This is a genomic window from Hyphomonas oceanitis (assembly GCF_036964545.1).
Lineage (GTDB): Bacteria > Pseudomonadota > Alphaproteobacteria > Caulobacterales > Hyphomonadaceae > Hyphomonas > Hyphomonas oceanitis.
Genome location: NZ_JBALTL010000005.1, coordinates 18,565 through 35,701 on the forward strand (window position 1 = coordinate 18,565; position 17,137 = coordinate 35,701).

Consider the following 17,137-nt stretch of genomic DNA (forward strand, 5'->3'; position numbering starts at 1 on the left):
CCATGGAAGACCTTGGCGTCATCGACCAGTTCGTTGCGACCTTCTCCGCCTATATCGACAGCGGGTTCGGTCTCTTGCAGCCGGATGTCGCGTTCCTGACGAGCGCGCTCATCGCGATTGACATCACGCTGGCGGGCCTGTTCTGGGCCATGGGCCCCGATACCGACATTGTTGGCAGGTTCCTGAAGAAGGTCCTTTATGTCGGCGCCTTCGCGCTGATCCTCGGCAATTTTGCCCTTCTCTCGGACGTGGTGTTCACGAGTTTTGCGCAGCTGGGCCTTAACGCCACCGGCGGCACGATCACCGCCGACGACATCATCAAACCCGGCTTCGTCGCGGCGACCGGATTCGATGCCGGGCTGCCGCTGCTAGACGAGATCGAGAAGCTCACCGGCCCGATCGCCTTCTTCCAGAACATTGTCATTATCGCTGTCCTGTTCCTCGCCTGGATCATCACGCTCCTCGCCTTCTTCTTCCTCGCGATCCAGCTCTTCGTGACCATCATTGAATTCAAGCTGACGACACTGGCCGGGTTCGTGCTGATACCGTTTGCGCTCTGGAACAAGACAAGCTTCCTCGCCGAGAAAGTCCTCGGCAATGTCATCGCGTCGGGCATCAAGCTGATGGTGCTTGCCATCATCGTCGGCATTGGATCGACCATTTTCTCCTCCATCACATCGACCTTCCAGCCAGACGAGGTGACCCTTGAACAGGCTGCCTCCGTCATCCTCGGATCCCTCTCGCTTCTGGCCCTCGGCCTGTTCGGACCCGGCATCGCCACAGGCCTTGTCTCCGGGGCACCACAACTTGGGGCTGGGGCGGCCATTGGCACCGCCGCCGGTGTGGCAGCAGGAACGGTCGCGGGCGGTTCCATCGCCAAGGCGGGAATCGGGGCAGCAGCCGGTGGGACTCGCAGCGCTGTTGGCGCAGCAGCCTCCATGGCAGGCGGCGCTCGCACAGCCTACCAGATGAATGCGGCCGCTTCCGGCAAGACCGGTGTCCGCGCCACGATGGCGGGCGTGAGCGGTGTCGCGGACGCAGGTGCTCGTGCGGCAGCGTCTGGCGCGAAAGCCTTTGCCCGGCGCGCGTTCGGAACCCCAGGGGAGCGTCATCAGGCCGGCGCACGCGCCGCTTTCGCGGCAACGGGTGGCACGGGCGCGCGGAACGCGGGTCCAACCAATGGACCGAATTCTCCCCCGGACTGGGCCAGGCGTATCCGGCGCGATCAGTCGACCCGCGATGCCGGCATGATGGCGGCCTCAGCGGTGCGCGACGGCGACCGTCCGGGCGGCGGCACTTCGCTACAACTCAGAAATGACGAGGACTGACATGAAGCTCTGGAAGCGAAATTCTAGCCGCTATGGCGTGACACCGGAACCTGTCACACCCTACCAGCGCGCGGCGCAGGCCTGGGACGACCGGATCGGGTCGGCCCGCGTACAGGCGGCGAACTGGCGGCTGGCCGCACTCGGCAGTCTTACCCTCTCATTCGTCCTCGCGGGCGGCCTTGTCTGGCGCTCCACCCAGTCTTTCGTCACGCCTTATGTGGTCGAACTGACGGGCGAAGGCGCCGTGCGCGCCGTCGGCCCGGCCGACGAGCGCTATGAACCGACTGATGCGCAGATCGCGTTCCACCTCGCAGAATTTGTGAAGAACACGCGGTCGATCTCCATCGATCCGGTCGTCGTCCGTCAGAACTGGCTGACGGCCTATGCCTATGCGACCGACCGGGCGGCAGCTACGCTCAATGATTATGCCCGTGACAATGATCCATTTGCGGATCTCGGACGGCGCTCTGTGTCTGTCGACGTGGCGAGCGTCGTGCGGGCGTCGGACGACAGTTTCACGGTGCGCTGGCACGAGACGGCCTACCGAAACGGCACCGAGACCGGCCAGTCAAACCATACCGGCGTTTTCTCGATCGTCATCGACCCGCCACGCACGGAAGAGGCCCTGCGGGCCAATCCCCTCGGCCTCTACGTCCACGGACTCAACTGGTCGAAAGACCATCAATAGGAGCACCTCCCCATGAAACGCCTTGCCCTGGTTCTTCTCGCCTCAACCGCGCTTACGGCTTGCGAGTCTGTCCCTACCGCCGTCGGTCCCGACATCACACTCGATGAGCCGGACTATGTCGAAGATCTCTATCTCGCCCCTGACGCGGAAGAGACCGATATCGCCGACGCGGACCTTGCTCCAACGCCGGTTGTCTACCGCACCTATACGCCGACAAGTGTCACAGGCGCGATGCCCGGCCAGTTGAAACCCATGCCAGCGGAGGCAGATGCGCCATCGCTCAAGCCCTACCAGGCCATCGAGACGGCAAACGGCAAGGCGGCGGTCGAACCCTCACTCGACAATTACATGAACGCGATCCAAGTCTATCCCTATACGATCGGTGCGCTCTACCAAGTCTATTGCGCGCCGGAGCAGGTCACCGACATTGTCCTGCAGCCCGGCGAGGAACTCGTGTCCGTCTCAGCCGGCGACACAGTTCGCTGGGTACTCGGCGACACAGTCTCCGGGACCGGCGCCGAGTCGCAGGCCCATATCCTGATCAAGCCGACACAGGCGGGGCTGAAAACCAACCTCATCATCACGACGAGCCTTCGCGCCTACCACCTTGAACTGCGCGCGTTCGAAGAAACCTATATGGCGGCCGTTTCCTGGCGCTATGCGGACCAGCAACTGGTGACGCGGGTCGCGCGGTCCGGCGCAACACCCGCCTCAGCGTCTCCCGCCGGACTACAACTGGAGCGGCTGAAGTTCCGCTACGACCTTGATGGCGATTTTCCTCATTGGCGACCGGACCGCGTGTTCGATGATGGCCGCAAAGTCTATATCCAGTTCCCGGCCCGGCTCGACCAGGGCGAGGCCCCGGCCCTCTTCGTCATTGGCCGGGACGGCAAATCGCAGCTCGTGAACTATCGCATGTCGGGCGACTACTACGTCGTCGATCGCCTTTTCGCCCGCGCAGAACTGCGCCTTGGTGAAAAGCGACAAGATGTCGTGAAGATCGCGCGCAATGATCTCGGGCCAGCGAAACCATGACGGAAGCAGCTTCCCCACCGGCACAGCCGCTCGAAATCCGAGGCCGCCCGAGGCCGGTCAAACGGTTTTCCAAACGGGCTTTGATGGTCCTGCTCGGCACCGGCAGCGCGATCGTGCTCTGTTCACTGGCCTTCGCCCTACAAAGCCCAAAGGATGAGTCCGCCAGCGCGTCTCGCGAGCTTTATAACACGGGCCATAATCCGACAGCAGATGGCCTTGCGGCGTTGCCTGCATCCTACAACGAGATAAAGCCTGCCGAAGACATTCTCGGGCCACCGCTACCCGGAGACCTCGGTACGCCGATCCTTAAGGCGCAGCGTGAAGGGCGGATGGTATTGCCGGCGGAAGATGCGCCTGAGGCGGGTCCAATGCCCCAAAAGCTGGCGGCGCTGGAGACAGAGTTGCGCGCGCGCGAGGCAGCCCTCTCAGAGGCCGCACGTGGGAGCAGCGTGTTTTTCCAGGTGGGATCGGCCGCGGGAGCGAAGGTCATCGGCAATCCAGCCCCTGCATCGTCGTCGCCTTCACTGAGCTTTCCGGACCTCTCGGCTTTTACAGCCTCTCACGAGGGGGCGTTCGGCTCGTCACTTGGCGAGGATCCGAACCGGCAGGCCCGCAAGCTTGATTTTCTGGGCACCGAGACGGATCCATCGATCTACAATCCGCACCGACTCGAGACACCGGTCTCGCCCTACCAGTTGATGGCTGGGACAATCATCCCAGCAACCCTGCTGACGGGCGTGAACTCCGACCTTCCGGGCCAAGTCATCGCGCAGGTGACGAGCCCGGTCTATGACACCGTCACGGGAGAGAGCGTTCTCGTGCCGCAGGGTGCGCGCCTGATCGGGCGCTATGACAGCGTCATCGCGTTCGGCCAGTCCCGCGCGCTCCTTGTCTGGAGCCGGATCGTGATGCCGGACGGATCCTCGATCCGGATCGACAATCTCGCCGGCGTCGATGCCCGCGGGTATGCGGGCCTCGAAGACAAGATCGACTATCATTCCTGGAAACTGTTGCAGGGCGTAGCGCTCTCGACCCTGCTTGGCGTCGGCTCCGAACTCTCCAGCGATGACGAGGGCGATATTGCCCGGGCGGTGCGCCGTTCAGCTCAGACCGGCGCAAATGAAGCCGGTCAGGAAATCGTGCGCCGCAATCTGGACGTCCAGCCTTCGATCACAATCCGGCCCGGCTGGCGGCTCGGCGTACTGGTGAACAAGGACATTGTCCTGAAACCCTATGAAGGAGGTAGACAGCCATGAGTGACGTCAATTTGAAGATCGGGCCGCTGCCGGACCGGACGCCGCAGAAACTGACGGTGCTCGTCGATCCCCTGCTTGCGTCGGAGTTGGACGCGTATGCGCGGATCCATTCGCAGAAGTACGGAACGGACGTTTCGGCCTCGGCACTGGTGCCGCTGATGCTGGAGACCTTTCTGGCGAGTGACAGCGGATTTCGAAGAGCAAAGAAATCTTGAAGGAGCGTCTTCGCTCAAAAACAGTATCAATAGTGGAGTAAACGCAATGGCTAAGTTGATTACAGCGCAACAGGTTCTCGAACTGACCGGGTATCGCAGCAGGACAACACTGTGGAGAAAGGTCAGAGCGAAAGTCTTTCCTGCCCCGGTGAAGCTTCCAGGCGATGCCGTTCGTTGGCGCGAACAGGAAGTTCAGGACTGGATCGAGGAAGCTCCCCGGCAGACATATACCAGGTCGTGAATACTCCCGCTCAAGTCAGCAACTTGGCCGAGCGTTTACGCATCGCATGGCCAATTCCTTCAACCAGAAGCTTCGGAAAATCGTCTGGCATGATTGCGGCGGTTCGCTCGAGGGCACCCTCAATAGTTTCGCCAAGACTGCCAAAGAGACTCCTGACCCGATCTTGCGCCATTCCGGCCGCTTTCGCGTCCTCAAGGAAGTGGTACGGGAGGATGCTTTCCATCGCATAGTATCGATTGTCCCCAATCGCCATGGAGAGACGAAATTCCTTCCGCCTGAGCTGCTTCGCCGCATAATTCGGCTGCAAGGACATGATGTCGTAGAGCGGCGTCATTCGGTAGCGTCCTCCCGGTGTCAGAAAGAGGCTGAAATTCTTGGCATGGCCATCAGTAGCGCCAATAAGCCAGAACACGATCTGGGCCTTCAGGAAGGCCAGCCTGTCCTCTTCAGCATAGTCGCTGCCAGCCAGGAGACCGAGACATTCGCGAATGCCTGGTCCGCCGTCATTGTTATACTTGCGTGTCGGCGGCACCGAGAGCGCCTGGCAGAAATCCTCCTGGGGAATGCGGAGCAAACGGCCATCACTCGCTCTCAGGCGATCAAAGCGCTCCACAGCGAGAATGCGGATGCCATCGACATCAACAATCTGACTTTGCGCCACTTCAAGCCCGAGTTCCCGGCAAAGCGTGAGACAGAAATGCTCGTTCTCGACACTCTGGGTCATGTCGAGTCCATTCGGAAGCTTGCCGAGTCCGGGCTTCAGAATATGCGTGGTTGGCGTTGTGCCCTTTGGCAAACACCAGCCATCATTCCAAAGCAAGGCCGTTTTTTCCTGGGCGCCTGCAATGGAGATCCGCAGTTCCCGTTCGCCGCTCGGCCTGACACCCAGCGGCGCTGTGGCCAGATTGCGAATGATCTCAGCGACGTCTGCGTCGCTCAGCTGGAGATACTCAGGCTGTGTGGGCGGTGTTACCTCATCACCTTCCGGTACGAATTGCAGAGCCCCGACGCAGTCACGGCCGATCTGATTCAGGAGGCTGAACGCGTCGGTGCCCTCCGCCCCCACCTTTTCGGCAACCTTGCGCCTGATCTGGTCATTGTCGGGAAGAAGATTGTCGAAGAAGGCGGACACTTCCGCCCCGGTATAACGCTCCTCACGCAACGGAAGCGACAATGAGACAGGTATGGCCCGGCGCGCATCGGCGAGCCATTCCTTGTCATACGCAAATGAGATTGCGCCGTTCGGGGCGCGATCAAGCAACCCCACGACGCGGCCATTGAGAGCGACGACCAGTCCTGCGCTACGCCGCGGCCGGGACATCAGAACAGATCCTCAATGTCACTGTGCGAGCCTTTGGTCCGCTGGCGGACAACAATCTCAAGGTCGAGTGCCCGCAGCAGGTCCATCACCGTGTTGAGCTTGACCGTTTCAAGCCCGTTCTCCACATGTGATATGGTGCCTTGTCTCACGCCGGCTCGGCTGGCCAGGTCAGCCTGCGTCATCGCCTGCGTACGACGAGAACGCCGCAAGGCGACGCCAAGCTGCTTGGGTGATCTGACGAGTTGGGACATTGGCGAGCTTCCTGACTATTCATGACCCCCATACGCCACAGCGTATAAAATGTCAATATACGCTACGGCGTATGATAAAGCTTTATCACCTGCAGCGCATAATTACCTTTTGGTCGAATGGATTAATGGCGCGACAGGGCAGACTTACACTGGATCATAGTGCAGGCTATAAGTTGACTGGCGAGGTGCGTTCGAACGTGCGGAAACCTTGGCTGAGCGATGGCCCAAATAGTTACTCCAGTCAGCCATCATGCGGCGGCGTTTTTCTACTTGGGAAAGCCTCTTATAGGCCAGTTCTGTCTCTGACCCTTGCTTATGAGCAATTGCGATTTCAGCGAGTTCGCCCGGGTAGTTGGTACACTCAGCAATCCAATCCCTGAAAGTTGACCGCAGCCCGTGCGGCACCGCGCGCTTCCCTGTCTGTTGATCCAGGAAGCCCTTTCGACCGGCTGCGATCTCCTCCAGGTGAACTTCCCGCATAAGTTTGGCGATCGTATTTTCGCTCATAGGGCAACCATTGAGTCCCGCGAAGACATACTCGCCGTTCTGTTCCTGTTTTACCTTTCGCAGTAGCGCCAGCATCGGCTCGGTAAGCGGCACCTTGTGGTCTCGGGTCTTGAGTTTTGTCCCTTGTCTGTTCGGCGGTATCGTCCAGACTCTCGTGTCGAAATCGACCTCACTCCAGGACATGTATCTCACATCACCCGACCTTACCGCCGTAAGACACAGAAACTCGAGTGCTCGCGCAGCCAAGCTCTTCTTCTGGCGGATCAATTCGAACCACCTCGGCGCGTCAACGAATGGCACCGCTGGCCGATGCGCGGCTTTCTTATCCCGTCCCAGGGGATCCAAAATCGGTTTCAGGTCCACCCATTTCGCGGGACTGTCTTGCTCCCGATAGCCCGTTGCCTTCAACCAGACAAATATCTTGTCGAGGCGTACCCTAATCTTCTTGGCGAGTTCGCGCTTCGTCGACCAAATTGGCTTGAGCACATCTGCGATGTGAAGCGTAGTAATATGCTCAACGTCCAATTTTCCAATGATCGGAACAGCATAGGTATGGAGCGTATTTTTCCACGCTTTAAATTCTTTCTCCTTAACCTCGGACAATTCAGTTTCGAAAAACTGTTCGACAGCCTTGGCAAAGATAATTCGCTTTTGCTCAACTGTTTCTTCCTTGAAAGTGGGGTCAATCCCATCTGCCAACTGCCTGCGGTACTCACGTGCTTTCTCGCGCGCTTCGCTGAGTGACAACTCGAATGCCGAGCCCAGACCGATTTCTTTGCGACGTTTGTTCAATGTACCCCGAAGCAACCAACACCGAGCCCCACTCGCATAAGTGACGAGATACAATCCGGCAATGCCGCCCACCGAATGCCTCGATTTTTCGCCCGTACCTGAGTGTTTCAGAGACGCGACAGCTTTGGCTGAAAGAGGAGTAAGTAACTTTGGCATATGGTTTCGCCCCACAAACCGCCCCACAAAAGAATTTCGATAGAGTGATATAAAATGGAACACCACAAAACAAGCCTGTTCTCCAATGAGTTGTATTAAATGAATTTTTTTACATTTTTTGGAACAACATGGAACGGCATGAAATACTGGGGTGGCTCCTACTCGCGGAGCCACCCCCCTTACCAACCTCGAGGCCAATGCCGGCCACCAGCTGCTTCCCGCAAGCTGCAGCCGTGTCATCACTGTCACGACACGCTCAAATATACCTACGGATGTGCCTCGAGCTGTTTCGGTGTTGAGGGCTTGCCCATATAAGCCCGGAAACCGTTACTTCACCCGCCCTCCTCCTCCCAAAGCCAGCCTCCCGCGGAGACCTTGCGTTATGCTTGCCCCCTTTGACCTTGTCGAAGTCGAGCCTGGTCGGCGGCTGCACGTCTGTGTCGAAGGCCCCGTCGATGCCCCCTGGGTCGTCTTCGATCATGGCGCGTTTGGCTCCTACACCGATGGCTGGTGGATCAAGGAGGCACTGAAAGCCGATCATCGCGTCGTGCTTTACGGTCGCGCCGGCATGGACTGGAGCGATCCGGCTCCCGAAGGCACGCCCCTCAGCCCCGAATTCCATGTCGCAGACCTGCGGCGCCTGCTGAATGAGCTCGGCGCGCGTCCACCTTATGTGCTGGTCGGCCACTCCATGGCGGGCCTGAGGCTTCATGCTTACGCCAACCTCCATCCGGACGAGATCGCAGGCCGGGTATTCGTTGACGCGATGAACCCCGCCAACCTGCGCCGGAAGGGCGGCATGCGTCTCTTGGAGGCATTTTCAGTCCTGTTGCGAATGGGGCGGTTGGCCTCGAAGATCGGCGCACTCAACCTGATCGCCCCCTTCACCGGCGACGACATAGACCTGCCCAAGGAGCGCAAGCTCGAGAAGCGATTCCTTTTTCGCAAGACGGATCACTGGACGTCCGCACTGGGCGAAGTACTGGCAACCGAGCCTGAGGCGGCCTGCTTCGACCAATCCATTCCCGTCACCACGCCGGTTTCGGTTTTTTCACGTGCGGCCGATGGCGGCGAAAACGCGGGTATCGTCAAATCCGTTTCGAATCAGGGAGGCTACGGACGCCTCTTTGCGCTCGAAGGCGAGACGCACACATCCCTGCTCAACCCACACCACGCGGCCCGAATCGCCCGCGAAGTTCGCTACATGACACGTATCCAGGTACCGTGGAGCCGCACATCTCCGCCCGATAAAGCGATGCATGACCAGTCCGAAATAGGCGTATAGGATCGGTCGCGCCACGGAAGGAATACCGGCATGAAGGATATCGCGACGCTTGCGCGCCAATTTCTGCACACAAAGCCGGAGGATCTGACCGAACGCGAGCGCCGTGTACTGGAGCGCTTTGTCGAACGGCGCCGGATATCCCGCAATGTCAGCAAGATGCTCGACACAGAGATGTCCTTCGGCGACCGCCTTGCCGACAAGGTCGCTGCCTTCGGTGGCTCATGGACCTTCATCATCATCTTCTTCGTGGTGCTCGTCCTCTGGATCGGCGGCAACACGCTGCTGGCGGCGGGCAAGATCGGCGCAATCGATCCCTACCCCTTCATTTTCCTGAATCTCATTCTCTCAATGGTCGCCGCCATACAGGCGCCGGTCATCATGATGTCTCAGAACCGGCAGGCCACGAAGGACCGTGCGGCGGCTGGCTATGACTATGAAGTGAACCTCAAGGCCGAGCTGGAAATCCTCCAGCTTCATGAAAAGCTCGACGAGATGCGTCAGAATCAACTGACGGCCCTCTTGGAACAACAGGCCGCGCAACTGGCGATCCTTGAAAAACTGGTACAGACGAAAACAGACGGAGCACCGGAAGTTGGCTGAACAAACGAAAGCTGATTTCGAAGACGAGCCCGTCATCGCCCTTTCGCCATGGAAACGGCGACTGGGGCTGCTTCTTGTTGCGCTCCTCTTTGTGGCGGCAATTGCCGCCGTGCATACAGAATTGCGGCATATGTCGGTCCACAAGATCTATGCCGAGCTGAGAGGCCTGACACCGGGCCAGGTCCTGCTTGCGTTCGCGGGCACCGTAATCAGCTATCTCGGCGTCTCAGGCTACGACACGCTGGCGCTTCGCTACGCGCGCAGGCCGCTCCCCTATCAGAAGACAGCTTTCGCCTCATTCACGTCCTACGCCTTGTCCAACACGCTGGGCATGCCTCTGCTGACCGGCGGCGCCGTTCGCTACCGACTCTACTCCAGCTGGGGCCTGACAGCGAAGGATGTCGGCCTGCTTGCCGTGGTTACAGGCGGGACGCTCTATGTCGGCGCGCTGACCTTTGCAGGCCTCGGCCTGCTGGTCGAAGCAGACCGTTTCGAGTCCGTTTTCCATATCCCGGCAATCCTCGCGCACCTGGCAGGCATCGTCTCCCTCGCCCTTGTGCTGGCCTTCCTCGTCCTCTCCCGGTTCACCAACCGCACTTGGCGCATACGCTCCTACGAGATCACACCGCCCGGCCTGCCCGTGGCGACCGGCCAGCTACTGGTCAGCATGGCCGACTGGGCGGGCGCGAGCCTCGTTCTCTTCGCCGTCCTCCCGCCAGACACCGGCCTCTCCTTTCTGGCCTTCCTTCCCATATTCGTCGCCGCGACGTTCATCGGTGGCATGAGCGGATTGCCGGGCGGTGTTGGGGTGTTCGAAGCCGTCATCCTGCTGATGGTTCCGGCCGGGAGTAGCGAGGCCCTTGCCGCCAGTCTGATTGCCTATCGCGTCATCTACTACCTGATGCCGCTCGCCGTGGCGGCCATCCTGCTGGCCGTGCATCAGTACCGTCACGCCGGGGCGCAGATCAAAGGCGCCGCCGCCGCAGCGCAGGACGTGACCGAACTCTTCGCGCCAACACTGTTCTCGCTGATCGCCTTCCTTTCTGGCGCCTTCATGCTGATCTCGGCGACGACACCCACGCTGGCAGGCCCATTGGAGGCGGCCTCGCGTATCCTGCCCCTGCCGGTGATCGAGCTGTCGCACTTCCTCGCCTCCATTGTCGGCGTGCTTCTCCTCATCGTCGCGCTGGGCCTGCGCCAAAAGCTCGACCATGCCTGGACCATCGGCATGATCCTTCTTGTCCTCGGCGCGGGGCTGACCCTGCTGAAGGGCGCGCAACCGCATGAGGCCATCATTCTGCTCGCAGCGCTCGGCCTGCTCGCCACCTCACGCAAGGCCTTCTATCGCAAGACACCGCTGAGTCAGGCGCGCCTCACACTGCCCTGGATCCTCGCCATCCTTGGCGCCGTCAGCGCGGCCATCTGGCTCGGCTTCTTCTCCTATGAACATGTCGCCTATCGCGACGAACTCTGGTGGACCTTCTCCATCAAGGGCCAGACATCCCGCTTCCTGCGCGCCGCTGCCGGCATCCCCATCGTGCTCCTGCTCGCATCGCTCTGGCGTTGGCTGCAGCCCGCCATCCGCAAGCGTGATACCGCGCTCGAATCGCCTGCGCCCGGCCGGATCGCGGAAATCCTCGCCAGCGCGGAAACAGGCTATGCGGATGGCGCGCTCGCCCTGCTCGACGACAAGCAGTTCCTGTTCAGCCCCAGCGGCGAGAGCTACATCATGTACGGCGTACGCGGCCGTCACTGGATCGCCATGAGCGCACCCGTCGGCAAACAGGAAGAAATCGGTCCGCTCCTCTGGCTCTTCCGCGAGCAGGCCGATCTCTATGGCGCCGTGCCGGTCTTCTATTCAGTGCGGAAGGAATTCCTGCCCCTCGCGCTCGACCTTGGCCTCAGTGCCCAGAAGATCGGCGAGACAGCGCTCGTGCCGCTGCAGGACTTCTCCCTCGAAGGCTCGTCCCGCTCAGGCCTGCGCGCCAGCCACAAGCGCGCCCTGCGCGATGGCCTCAGTTTCGAGATCATCCCCGCCAGCGCCTGCGACGATATCCTGCCAGACCTCGCAACCATTTCTGACGAATGGCTGGCCATCCATGGCGGCGCGGAGAAAAGTTTTTCCCTCGGCCGCTTCGACCGCGATTACCTGCGTAACTTTCCCATGGGCGTCGCCTGGTGCGACGGCCGGATCGTCGCCTTCGCCAACCTGATGTCCACTTCCGACGGCAAGGAAATCGCCATCGACCTGATGCGCTATGGCCATGCCGCACCGAAAGGCGTGATGGACTTCCTGTTCATCGAGCTGATGCTCTGGGGAAGGGCGGAGGGCGCCGAGACGTTCGACCTCGGCATGGCGCCGCTCTCAGGCCTCGAAGGCCACCGCCTCGCTACGCTCACGTCCAAGCTAGGTGCATTCGTCTACGAGCATGCCAACAAGATCTACGGCTTCGAGGGCCTGCGAAACTACAAGAAGAAGTTCCTGCCCGAGTGGGAGCCGCTCTATCTCGCCGCGCCTGCCGGTCTCTCCCTGCCCATCGCGCTTGGCGACGTCGCCATGCTCACCAGCGGCGGCCTCAAAGGCATGTTCACCAAGGGCTGAGCCTCAGCACTCGATGACGTTCACGGCCAGCCCGCCCTGGCTGGTCTCCTTGTACTTCGACGACATGTCGATGCCCGTCTGACGCATCGTTTCGATCACCTGGTCGAGCGACACCTTGGTCTGCTCCAGCGAGTGCAGCGCGAGGCGCGCCGCGTTCACCGCCTTCACCGCACCTATCGCATTGCGCTCGATGCACGGAATCTGCACGAGGCCGCCAACGGGGTCACACGTCAGCCCCAGATTATGCTCCATGCCGATCTCGGCCGCATTGGCGCACTGCTGCGGCGTGCCGCCCCACACAGATGCCAACCCGGCAGCCGCCATCGAACAGGCCACGCCCACTTCGCCCTGGCAGCCCATCTCCGCCCCCGAGATCGACGCGCGCTGCTTGTAGAGCAGGCCCACACCGCCCGCCGTCAGCAGGAACTTGCGCAGCCGCACCGTGCGGTCTTCGGCGTCCGCGCAATAATGCCTGATCACGGACGGAATAATCCCCGCCGCGCCATTGGTCGGCGCCGTCACCACCTGCCCGCCGCCCGCATTCTCCTCATTCACCGCCATTGCATAGGCGTTCAGCCAGTCGAATATCTGCTCGCGCTCATTCGATTGCGGTGAGGCCTGCAGCTTCGCCCATATCTCCGGCGCGCGTCGCCGCACTTTCAGCCCGCCCGGCAGAATGCCCTCATGCACAAGCCCGCGGTCGATACAGGCCAACATCACATCTGCGATACGGTCCAGCGACGCTTCCGTCTCCGCGCGCGGCCGCATTGCGTCCTCGTTTGTCAGGATTACTTCATGGATCGCCATGCCCTTGTCGGCACATATCCCCAGCAGCTCTGCCGCCGATCCGAAAGGATAGGGCACATCACTGCCGGTCTTTACAATGTCGTCCTCCGGCGGCGTGCTCAGCTGCTTGGCTGTCGCAATGAATCCGCCGCCAACGGAGTAATACGTCTCCTCCACCAGCACATCGCCATTGGCCGCAAAAGCGCTCAGCTTCATCCCGTTCGGGTGCAGGTCCGGCAGCACATGATAGGCAAACACAATGTCCGTCTCCGGATCGAACGGAATCACCCGCCCGTCAGCCAGCCTGAGGTCCTTGGCCGTATAGACATCCGCCACCATCGCATCGGCCTTGTTCGGGTCCAGCGTCTCCGGCTCCATGCGAAGCAGGCCCAACACCACAGCCTTCGGCGTCGCGTGCCCCGCGCCGGTCAGCGCCAGCGATCCCTGCAGCTCCACCTCGATCCGCTCCACACTGCCCAGAACATCCCCATCCGCCAGCGAGGCGGCAAACCGGTTTGCAATCCGGATCGGCCCCACAGTGTGGGAGCTGGACGGGCCGATACCGACGCGAAAGAGATCAAGAACTGAAAGCATGGCTGTGTCCGCTCATGATGCCACTGGGCCGCCATGCCTGCCCGCCCCTGCGTCTCAAGGCAAGGGCTTGTTCTGCAATCCGGCGGTCACATCATGTCCATAGATCCAGTCATTGCGCGCGTGCACAAATTTTGGTGCCGCACGGCCCGCCAGCCACATCGGTCCATAGGTCGCCAGCTGCGTGACGGGGTTGTGCCGGTGGAACAGTTTCGCGTTGTTGCGCGCACCGGCTTGCACGGCGGATGTCCGCCCCCGCCGGTCGCGTTCATAGGCCGCCAGCGCATGGGTCACGTCGCCGCCTTCCGAAAGGCGCGCCGCCAGCACCCATGCGTCCTCAATCGCCATCACAGCCCCCTGCGCCAGGAAAGGCAGCATCGGGTGGCAGGCATCGCCCAACAGCACGACGCGGCCCTCATGCCAGCGCGGCAGGGCCGGGCGATCAAACAGTGCCCAGCGGTTCAGCACGTCCGCCTGCCGGATCATATTGGAGATGACAGGATGCCAGCCGGCAAAATCCGCCAACGCATCCTCGCGTTGCCCTTCGCCTGACCATGATTCCACCTGCCAGCCATCATGCTCCACAACGCCGACAAAGTTCGCCAGCGCGCCGCCGCGCAGCCGATAGGTCACGGCGTGACGCCCCTTGCCGACCCAGGCGCAGGCCGTCGGCGGCGGCAGGTCATCGCCCAGCCGTTCAATCGGCACCACCGCACGCCAGGCGACATTGCCGGTAAAGCGCGGCTTGTCCGGCCCCAGCATTGTCCCGCGTACAACCGAATGGATGCCATCGGCGCCCACCAGCACGCTGCCATCGATATGGGTGCCGTCCTCAAGCGTGACGGTCACGCTTTGGCCATCCTGCGTGTAGGACGCGATCTTCGCATTAAACCGCACGGCCCCCGGCGCGCGCTCCGCCAGCTCAGCCGCCAGCGCATCAACCAGATCGGCCCGATGCAGGTGGAGGTACGGCGCGCCCCAGCGGTCAGCCGCGCTCAGGCCCAACGGAATATCGAACACGACACGTCCGCTTCGCCCCATGCGCAACTCGATGCCCTCTGGCTGGAAGGCGTTGGCCGCAATCCGGTCGGACATGCCGAGCGCTTCGAACACTTTCATGCCATTGGGGCTTATCTGCAGGCCCGCGCCGACTTCGCCAAGCGCCTCGGCCTGCTCCAGCACGACCACGTCATGCCCGAATTGCGTCAAGGCCAGCGCAGCTGTCAGCCCGCCGATACCGCCCCCTGCAATCAGGATTTTCATGGCTTTCGCCGCCTATCGGTTTTGCGAACGGTCTTCCTTGCCGCCAATCAGAACGAATCGCCGGTCGCAGTATTTGCACTCGACATAGTCTTCGTCGCCCATCTCGTACCACACCTTGGGGTGGCCGAGCGCGCCGCCAGCGCCATTGCAGGATACCTTGTGGCTGTTGGACAGCACGATTTCAGGCGGGCTGAAGACATCACGGGGTTTGCTCATAATGGGCGGCTTTCCATGGAGTTTCCGGCGCAGTCCTTGTTCGCGCCGCTACACAGACCTAACTAGTCCGCAGGGCCGCGCTGCGCAAGATCGCCCTGTGAAGAGCATTGAGGCCCGTATGACTGACGCAAAGACCGCCCCCGACTACGCCATCGAGATCGAACACCTCCAGAAAATCTACCGCGCCTCCGGCAAAATGCCCGAAAAGCACGCCCTGAAGGATATCAGCTTGCAAATTCCGCGCGGCTCGGTCTTCGGCCTGCTCGGTCCGAACGGCGCAGGAAAGTCCACATTCATCAACATTCTCGCCGGTCTCGTGAACAAGACATCCGGTACGGCCCGCATCTGGGGCCTCGATATCGACCAGCACCCGCGCCAGAGCCGCGCAGCGATCGGCGTCGTCAATCAGGAGATCGTGGCCGACCCCTTCTTCACGCCCATGGAGATGCTGGAACTCATGGCCGGTTTCTACGGTGTGCCAAAAAACGAGCGCCGCAGCCTCGAAATTCTCACCGCGCTGGGCCTTGATGACAAGAAAGATGCCTATGTGCGCCAGCTGTCAGGCGGCATGAAGCGCCGACTCATGGTCGCCAAGGCACTCGTCCACAATCCGCCCGTCCTGATTCTCGATGAGCCCACCGCTGGCGTTGACGTTGAACTGCGCCGGTCCCTCTGGACCTATGTGCGCGAACTGCACGACCGCGGCACGACCATCATCCTCACCACACACTATCTGGAAGAGGCCGAGGAGCTTTGTGATACGATCGCCATCGTGAACCATGGCGAGATCGTCGCCAGCGAGCCCACCCCGAAACTGCTCGCGCGCCTCGACTACAAGACACTCGTCATCACACCGCGCGAACCGCTGACCGCTGTTCCCGCAGGCCTCGCGGCCTTCGATGCCAGGATTCGTGATACCGGCACCCTCGCCATCACGTTCCGCACCAGCGAGACAGGCATCGGCCGCATCCTGGAGCAGGTGCGCACCTCTGGAATCAGTATCGGGGACCTCGTTACCGAAGCCCCCGATCTGGAAGACGTATTCCTGTCACTGACCAGCGAGCCCGAAGCCGCCTAGGCAGGTTACGGAACTGTCACCCCCCTCTTCCGTTGCCTCAATAGCAACCCAAGGAGGAGAGGATGGAAAGCCAAGGCTCACATTACTGGAAATTCGCGGCCATGATCGCGACCTCGACGGTCGTCATGTTCGGGCTCATGTACCTCAACACATATGCGCTGGATCATGTCTGGTTCAGCGAAACCCGGCTCTACATGGCCTTTGTCATGGGTGCATCAATGGCAGTGGTCATGCTCGGCTTCATGCTGAACATGTACAAGAACACCAAGGTCAACATCGCCATTTTCGCCGGCAGTGTGGCGGTCTTTGCGCTGTCGCTGTGGCTCGTGCGCAGTCAGGAAACCGTGGATGACGTCGCCTGGATGAAGGCCATGATCCCGCACCACTCCATCGCAATCCTGACCAGCGAGCGCGCTCACATACGTGATCCCCGCGTTCGGGAACTCGCGGACGGCATCATCGAGACACAACGGAAAGAGATTGGGGAAATGGAAGCCCTGATCGCCGATATCGACAAGAATGGCGTTCAGGCACAGGGCAGCCCGGACTAAAAGCCCGGGCGCGCCAGCGTCAACTAGACGCTCTGCTTGATCCAGTCAGCGATGGCTTGCTTGCTCATCGCGCCAAGATGGGTCGCGGCAACCTTGCCATCCTTGAACACCATCAGGGTCGGCATGCCGCGCACGCCATATTTCGACGCGACCATCGGGTTTTCGTCGACATTGATCTTGGCGACTTTCACCTTGTCAGCCATCTCTTCCGAGACAGCCTCGAGATGAGGTGACATCTGCTTACAAGGGCCACACCATTCAGCCCAGAAGTCTACGACGACCGGAAGCTCGGAATTGGCGATCACGGAGTCGAATTCGTCGTCCGTTACATTCACTGCAGCCATGATTGGCTCCTTTATGCTTGTTTCTTGCTTG

The 17,137-nt window shown here is 61.0% G+C and carries 18 protein-coding genes; 11 read left to right on the plus strand and 7 right to left on the minus strand.

Translation table 11 applies throughout. The features are described from left to right. Window positions 1–2 precede the first annotated feature (2 nt). From trbL to V7651_RS13805, 6 genes are read left to right on the plus strand one after another with little or no spacing between them, the layout of a single operon-like run. Complete coding sequence (gene trbL, locus V7651_RS13780; protein ID WP_034741922.1) at window positions 3–1,328, plus strand: P-type conjugative transfer protein TrbL; 1,326 nt, start codon at window positions 3–5, stop codon at window positions 1,326–1,328. Window position 1,329: 1 nt separating this feature from the next. Then, a complete protein-coding gene (gene trbF, locus V7651_RS13785) occupies window positions 1,330–2,016 on the plus strand; it encodes a conjugal transfer protein TrbF (protein WP_034741924.1) in 687 nt (228 codons plus the stop codon). 12 nt (window positions 2,017–2,028) lie between these two features. Next, window positions 2,029–3,051, plus strand: a complete 1,023-nt coding sequence (trbG, locus tag V7651_RS13790; RefSeq protein WP_034741927.1) for a P-type conjugative transfer protein TrbG — start codon at window positions 2,029–2,031, stop codon at window positions 3,049–3,051. Continuing rightward, window positions 3,048–4,307, plus strand: a complete 1,260-nt coding sequence (locus tag V7651_RS13795) for a TrbI/VirB10 family protein (protein WP_045698065.1) — start codon at window positions 3,048–3,050, stop codon at window positions 4,305–4,307. The genes trbG and V7651_RS13795 overlap by 4 nt, the downstream gene beginning before the upstream one ends. Next, complete coding sequence (locus V7651_RS13800; protein WP_034742691.1) at window positions 4,304–4,522, plus strand: DUF2274 domain-containing protein; 219 nt, start codon at window positions 4,304–4,306, stop codon at window positions 4,520–4,522. The genes V7651_RS13795 and V7651_RS13800 overlap by 4 nt, the downstream gene beginning before the upstream one ends. A 46-nt stretch (window positions 4,523–4,568) precedes the next feature. After that, a complete protein-coding gene (locus V7651_RS13805) occupies window positions 4,569–4,763 on the plus strand; it encodes a helix-turn-helix transcriptional regulator (protein WP_034742695.1) in 195 nt (64 codons plus the stop codon). 10 nt (window positions 4,764–4,773) lie between these two features. Here V7651_RS13805 and V7651_RS13810 read toward each other — a convergent pair whose 3' ends face one another. From V7651_RS13810 to V7651_RS13820, 3 genes are all read right to left on the minus strand, one after another. Further along, a complete protein-coding gene (locus V7651_RS13810) occupies window positions 4,774–6,084 on the minus strand; it encodes a type II toxin-antitoxin system HipA family toxin (RefSeq protein ID WP_034742697.1) in 1,311 nt (436 codons plus the stop codon). Further along, entirely contained in the window at window positions 6,084–6,335 is a 252-nt protein-coding gene (locus V7651_RS13815) for a helix-turn-helix domain-containing protein (protein ID WP_034742700.1), read from the minus strand. Before V7651_RS13815 ends, V7651_RS13810 begins: the two co-directional genes overlap by 1 nt. A 144-nt stretch (window positions 6,336–6,479) precedes the next feature. Next, window positions 6,480–7,790, minus strand: coding sequence for a tyrosine-type recombinase/integrase (locus tag V7651_RS13820; protein ID WP_081812293.1), 1,311 nt, complete (start codon window positions 7,788–7,790; stop codon window positions 6,480–6,482). Window positions 7,791–8,172: 382 nt separating this feature from the next. Between V7651_RS13820 and V7651_RS13825 the strand changes: the two genes are divergently transcribed. The 3 genes from V7651_RS13825 to mprF are packed head-to-tail and all read left to right on the plus strand — an operon-like array spanning window position 8,173 to window position 12,277. Next, window positions 8,173–9,075, plus strand: coding sequence for an alpha/beta fold hydrolase (locus tag V7651_RS13825; RefSeq protein WP_335613482.1), 903 nt, complete (start codon window positions 8,173–8,175; stop codon window positions 9,073–9,075). A 30-nt stretch (window positions 9,076–9,105) separates the two neighbouring features. Next, window positions 9,106–9,675 carry a DUF1003 domain-containing protein gene (locus V7651_RS13830; protein WP_335591622.1) on the plus strand — a complete coding sequence of 190 codons (570 nt, stop codon included), beginning with the start codon at window positions 9,106–9,108 and terminating at the stop codon, window positions 9,673–9,675. After that, entirely contained in the window at window positions 9,668–12,277 is a 2,610-nt protein-coding gene (gene mprF / locus V7651_RS13835; protein ID WP_335613483.1) for a bifunctional lysylphosphatidylglycerol flippase/synthetase MprF, read from the plus strand. The genes V7651_RS13830 and mprF overlap by 8 nt, the downstream gene beginning before the upstream one ends. Window positions 12,278–12,280: 3 nt before the next feature. Here the strand turns inward: mprF and V7651_RS13840 are convergent, their stop codons facing one another. From V7651_RS13840 to V7651_RS13850, 3 genes are read right to left on the minus strand one after another with little or no spacing between them, the layout of a single operon-like run. Continuing rightward, complete coding sequence (locus V7651_RS13840; protein ID WP_335613484.1) at window positions 12,281–13,657, minus strand: L-serine ammonia-lyase; 1,377 nt, start codon at window positions 13,655–13,657, stop codon at window positions 12,281–12,283. A 54-nt stretch (window positions 13,658–13,711) separates the two neighbouring features. After that, window positions 13,712–14,917: an FAD-dependent monooxygenase gene (locus tag V7651_RS13845; RefSeq protein WP_335613485.1), complete on the minus strand. Its 1,206-nt coding sequence runs from the start codon at window positions 14,915–14,917 to the stop codon at window positions 13,712–13,714. A 12-nt stretch (window positions 14,918–14,929) separates the two neighbouring features. Beyond that, window positions 14,930–15,133, minus strand: coding sequence for a zinc-finger domain-containing protein (locus V7651_RS13850; protein ID WP_035537190.1), 204 nt, complete (start codon window positions 15,131–15,133; stop codon window positions 14,930–14,932). Window positions 15,134–15,251: 118 nt separating this feature from the next. On the opposite strand from V7651_RS13850, the gene V7651_RS13855 reads away from it, so the two are divergent. Further along, window positions 15,252–16,211 carry an ABC transporter ATP-binding protein gene (locus V7651_RS13855; RefSeq protein WP_335591618.1) on the plus strand — a complete coding sequence of 320 codons (960 nt, stop codon included), beginning with the start codon at window positions 15,252–15,254 and terminating at the stop codon, window positions 16,209–16,211. Between the two features lie 62 nt (window positions 16,212–16,273). Beyond that, window positions 16,274–16,762 carry a DUF305 domain-containing protein gene (locus tag V7651_RS13860; RefSeq protein WP_035537192.1) on the plus strand — a complete coding sequence of 163 codons (489 nt, stop codon included), beginning with the start codon at window positions 16,274–16,276 and terminating at the stop codon, window positions 16,760–16,762. A 23-nt stretch (window positions 16,763–16,785) separates the two neighbouring features. Here the strand turns inward: V7651_RS13860 and trxA are convergent, their stop codons facing one another. After that, complete coding sequence (gene trxA, locus V7651_RS13865; RefSeq protein ID WP_035537193.1) at window positions 16,786–17,106, minus strand: thioredoxin; 321 nt, start codon at window positions 17,104–17,106, stop codon at window positions 16,786–16,788. Window positions 17,107–17,137 lie beyond the last annotated feature (31 nt).

Bases quoted from the DNA above. Each gene is read 5' to 3' on its own strand.
- V7651_RS13840 (WP_335613484.1), bottom strand. From the start codon at position 13,657: ATGCTTTCAGTTCTTGATCTCTTTCGCGTCGGTATCGGCCCGTCCAGC.
- V7651_RS13855 (WP_335591618.1), top strand. From the start codon at position 15,252: ATGACTGACGCAAAGACCGCCCCCGACTACGCCATCGAGATCGAACAC.
- V7651_RS13810 (WP_034742697.1), bottom strand. From the start codon at position 6,084: ATGTCCCGGCCGCGGCGTAGCGCAGGACTGGTCGTCGCTCTCAATGGC.
- V7651_RS13815 (WP_034742700.1), bottom strand. From the start codon at position 6,335: ATGTCCCAACTCGTCAGATCACCCAAGCAGCTTGGCGTCGCCTTGCGG.
- V7651_RS13795 (WP_045698065.1), top strand. From the start codon at position 3,048: ATGACGGAAGCAGCTTCCCCACCGGCACAGCCGCTCGAAATCCGAGGC.
- V7651_RS13805 (WP_034742695.1), top strand. From the start codon at position 4,569: ATGGCTAAGTTGATTACAGCGCAACAGGTTCTCGAACTGACCGGGTAT.
- trbG (WP_034741927.1), top strand. From the start codon at position 2,029: ATGAAACGCCTTGCCCTGGTTCTTCTCGCCTCAACCGCGCTTACGGCT.
- V7651_RS13860 (WP_035537192.1), top strand. From the start codon at position 16,274: ATGGAAAGCCAAGGCTCACATTACTGGAAATTCGCGGCCATGATCGCG.
- V7651_RS13800 (WP_034742691.1), top strand. From the start codon at position 4,304: ATGAGTGACGTCAATTTGAAGATCGGGCCGCTGCCGGACCGGACGCCG.
- V7651_RS13850 (WP_035537190.1), bottom strand. From the start codon at position 15,133: ATGAGCAAACCCCGTGATGTCTTCAGCCCGCCTGAAATCGTGCTGTCC.
- trxA (WP_035537193.1), bottom strand. From the start codon at position 17,106: ATGGCTGCAGTGAATGTAACGGACGACGAATTCGACTCCGTGATCGCC.
- V7651_RS13830 (WP_335591622.1), top strand. From the start codon at position 9,106: ATGAAGGATATCGCGACGCTTGCGCGCCAATTTCTGCACACAAAGCCG.
- V7651_RS13845 (WP_335613485.1), bottom strand. From the start codon at position 14,917: ATGAAAATCCTGATTGCAGGGGGCGGTATCGGCGGGCTGACAGCTGCG.
- trbF (WP_034741924.1), top strand. From the start codon at position 1,330: ATGAAGCTCTGGAAGCGAAATTCTAGCCGCTATGGCGTGACACCGGAA.
- V7651_RS13820 (WP_081812293.1), bottom strand. From the start codon at position 7,790: ATGCCAAAGTTACTTACTCCTCTTTCAGCCAAAGCTGTCGCGTCTCTG.
- V7651_RS13825 (WP_335613482.1), top strand. From the start codon at position 8,173: ATGCTTGCCCCCTTTGACCTTGTCGAAGTCGAGCCTGGTCGGCGGCTG.
- trbL (WP_034741922.1), top strand. From the start codon at position 3: ATGGAAGACCTTGGCGTCATCGACCAGTTCGTTGCGACCTTCTCCGCC.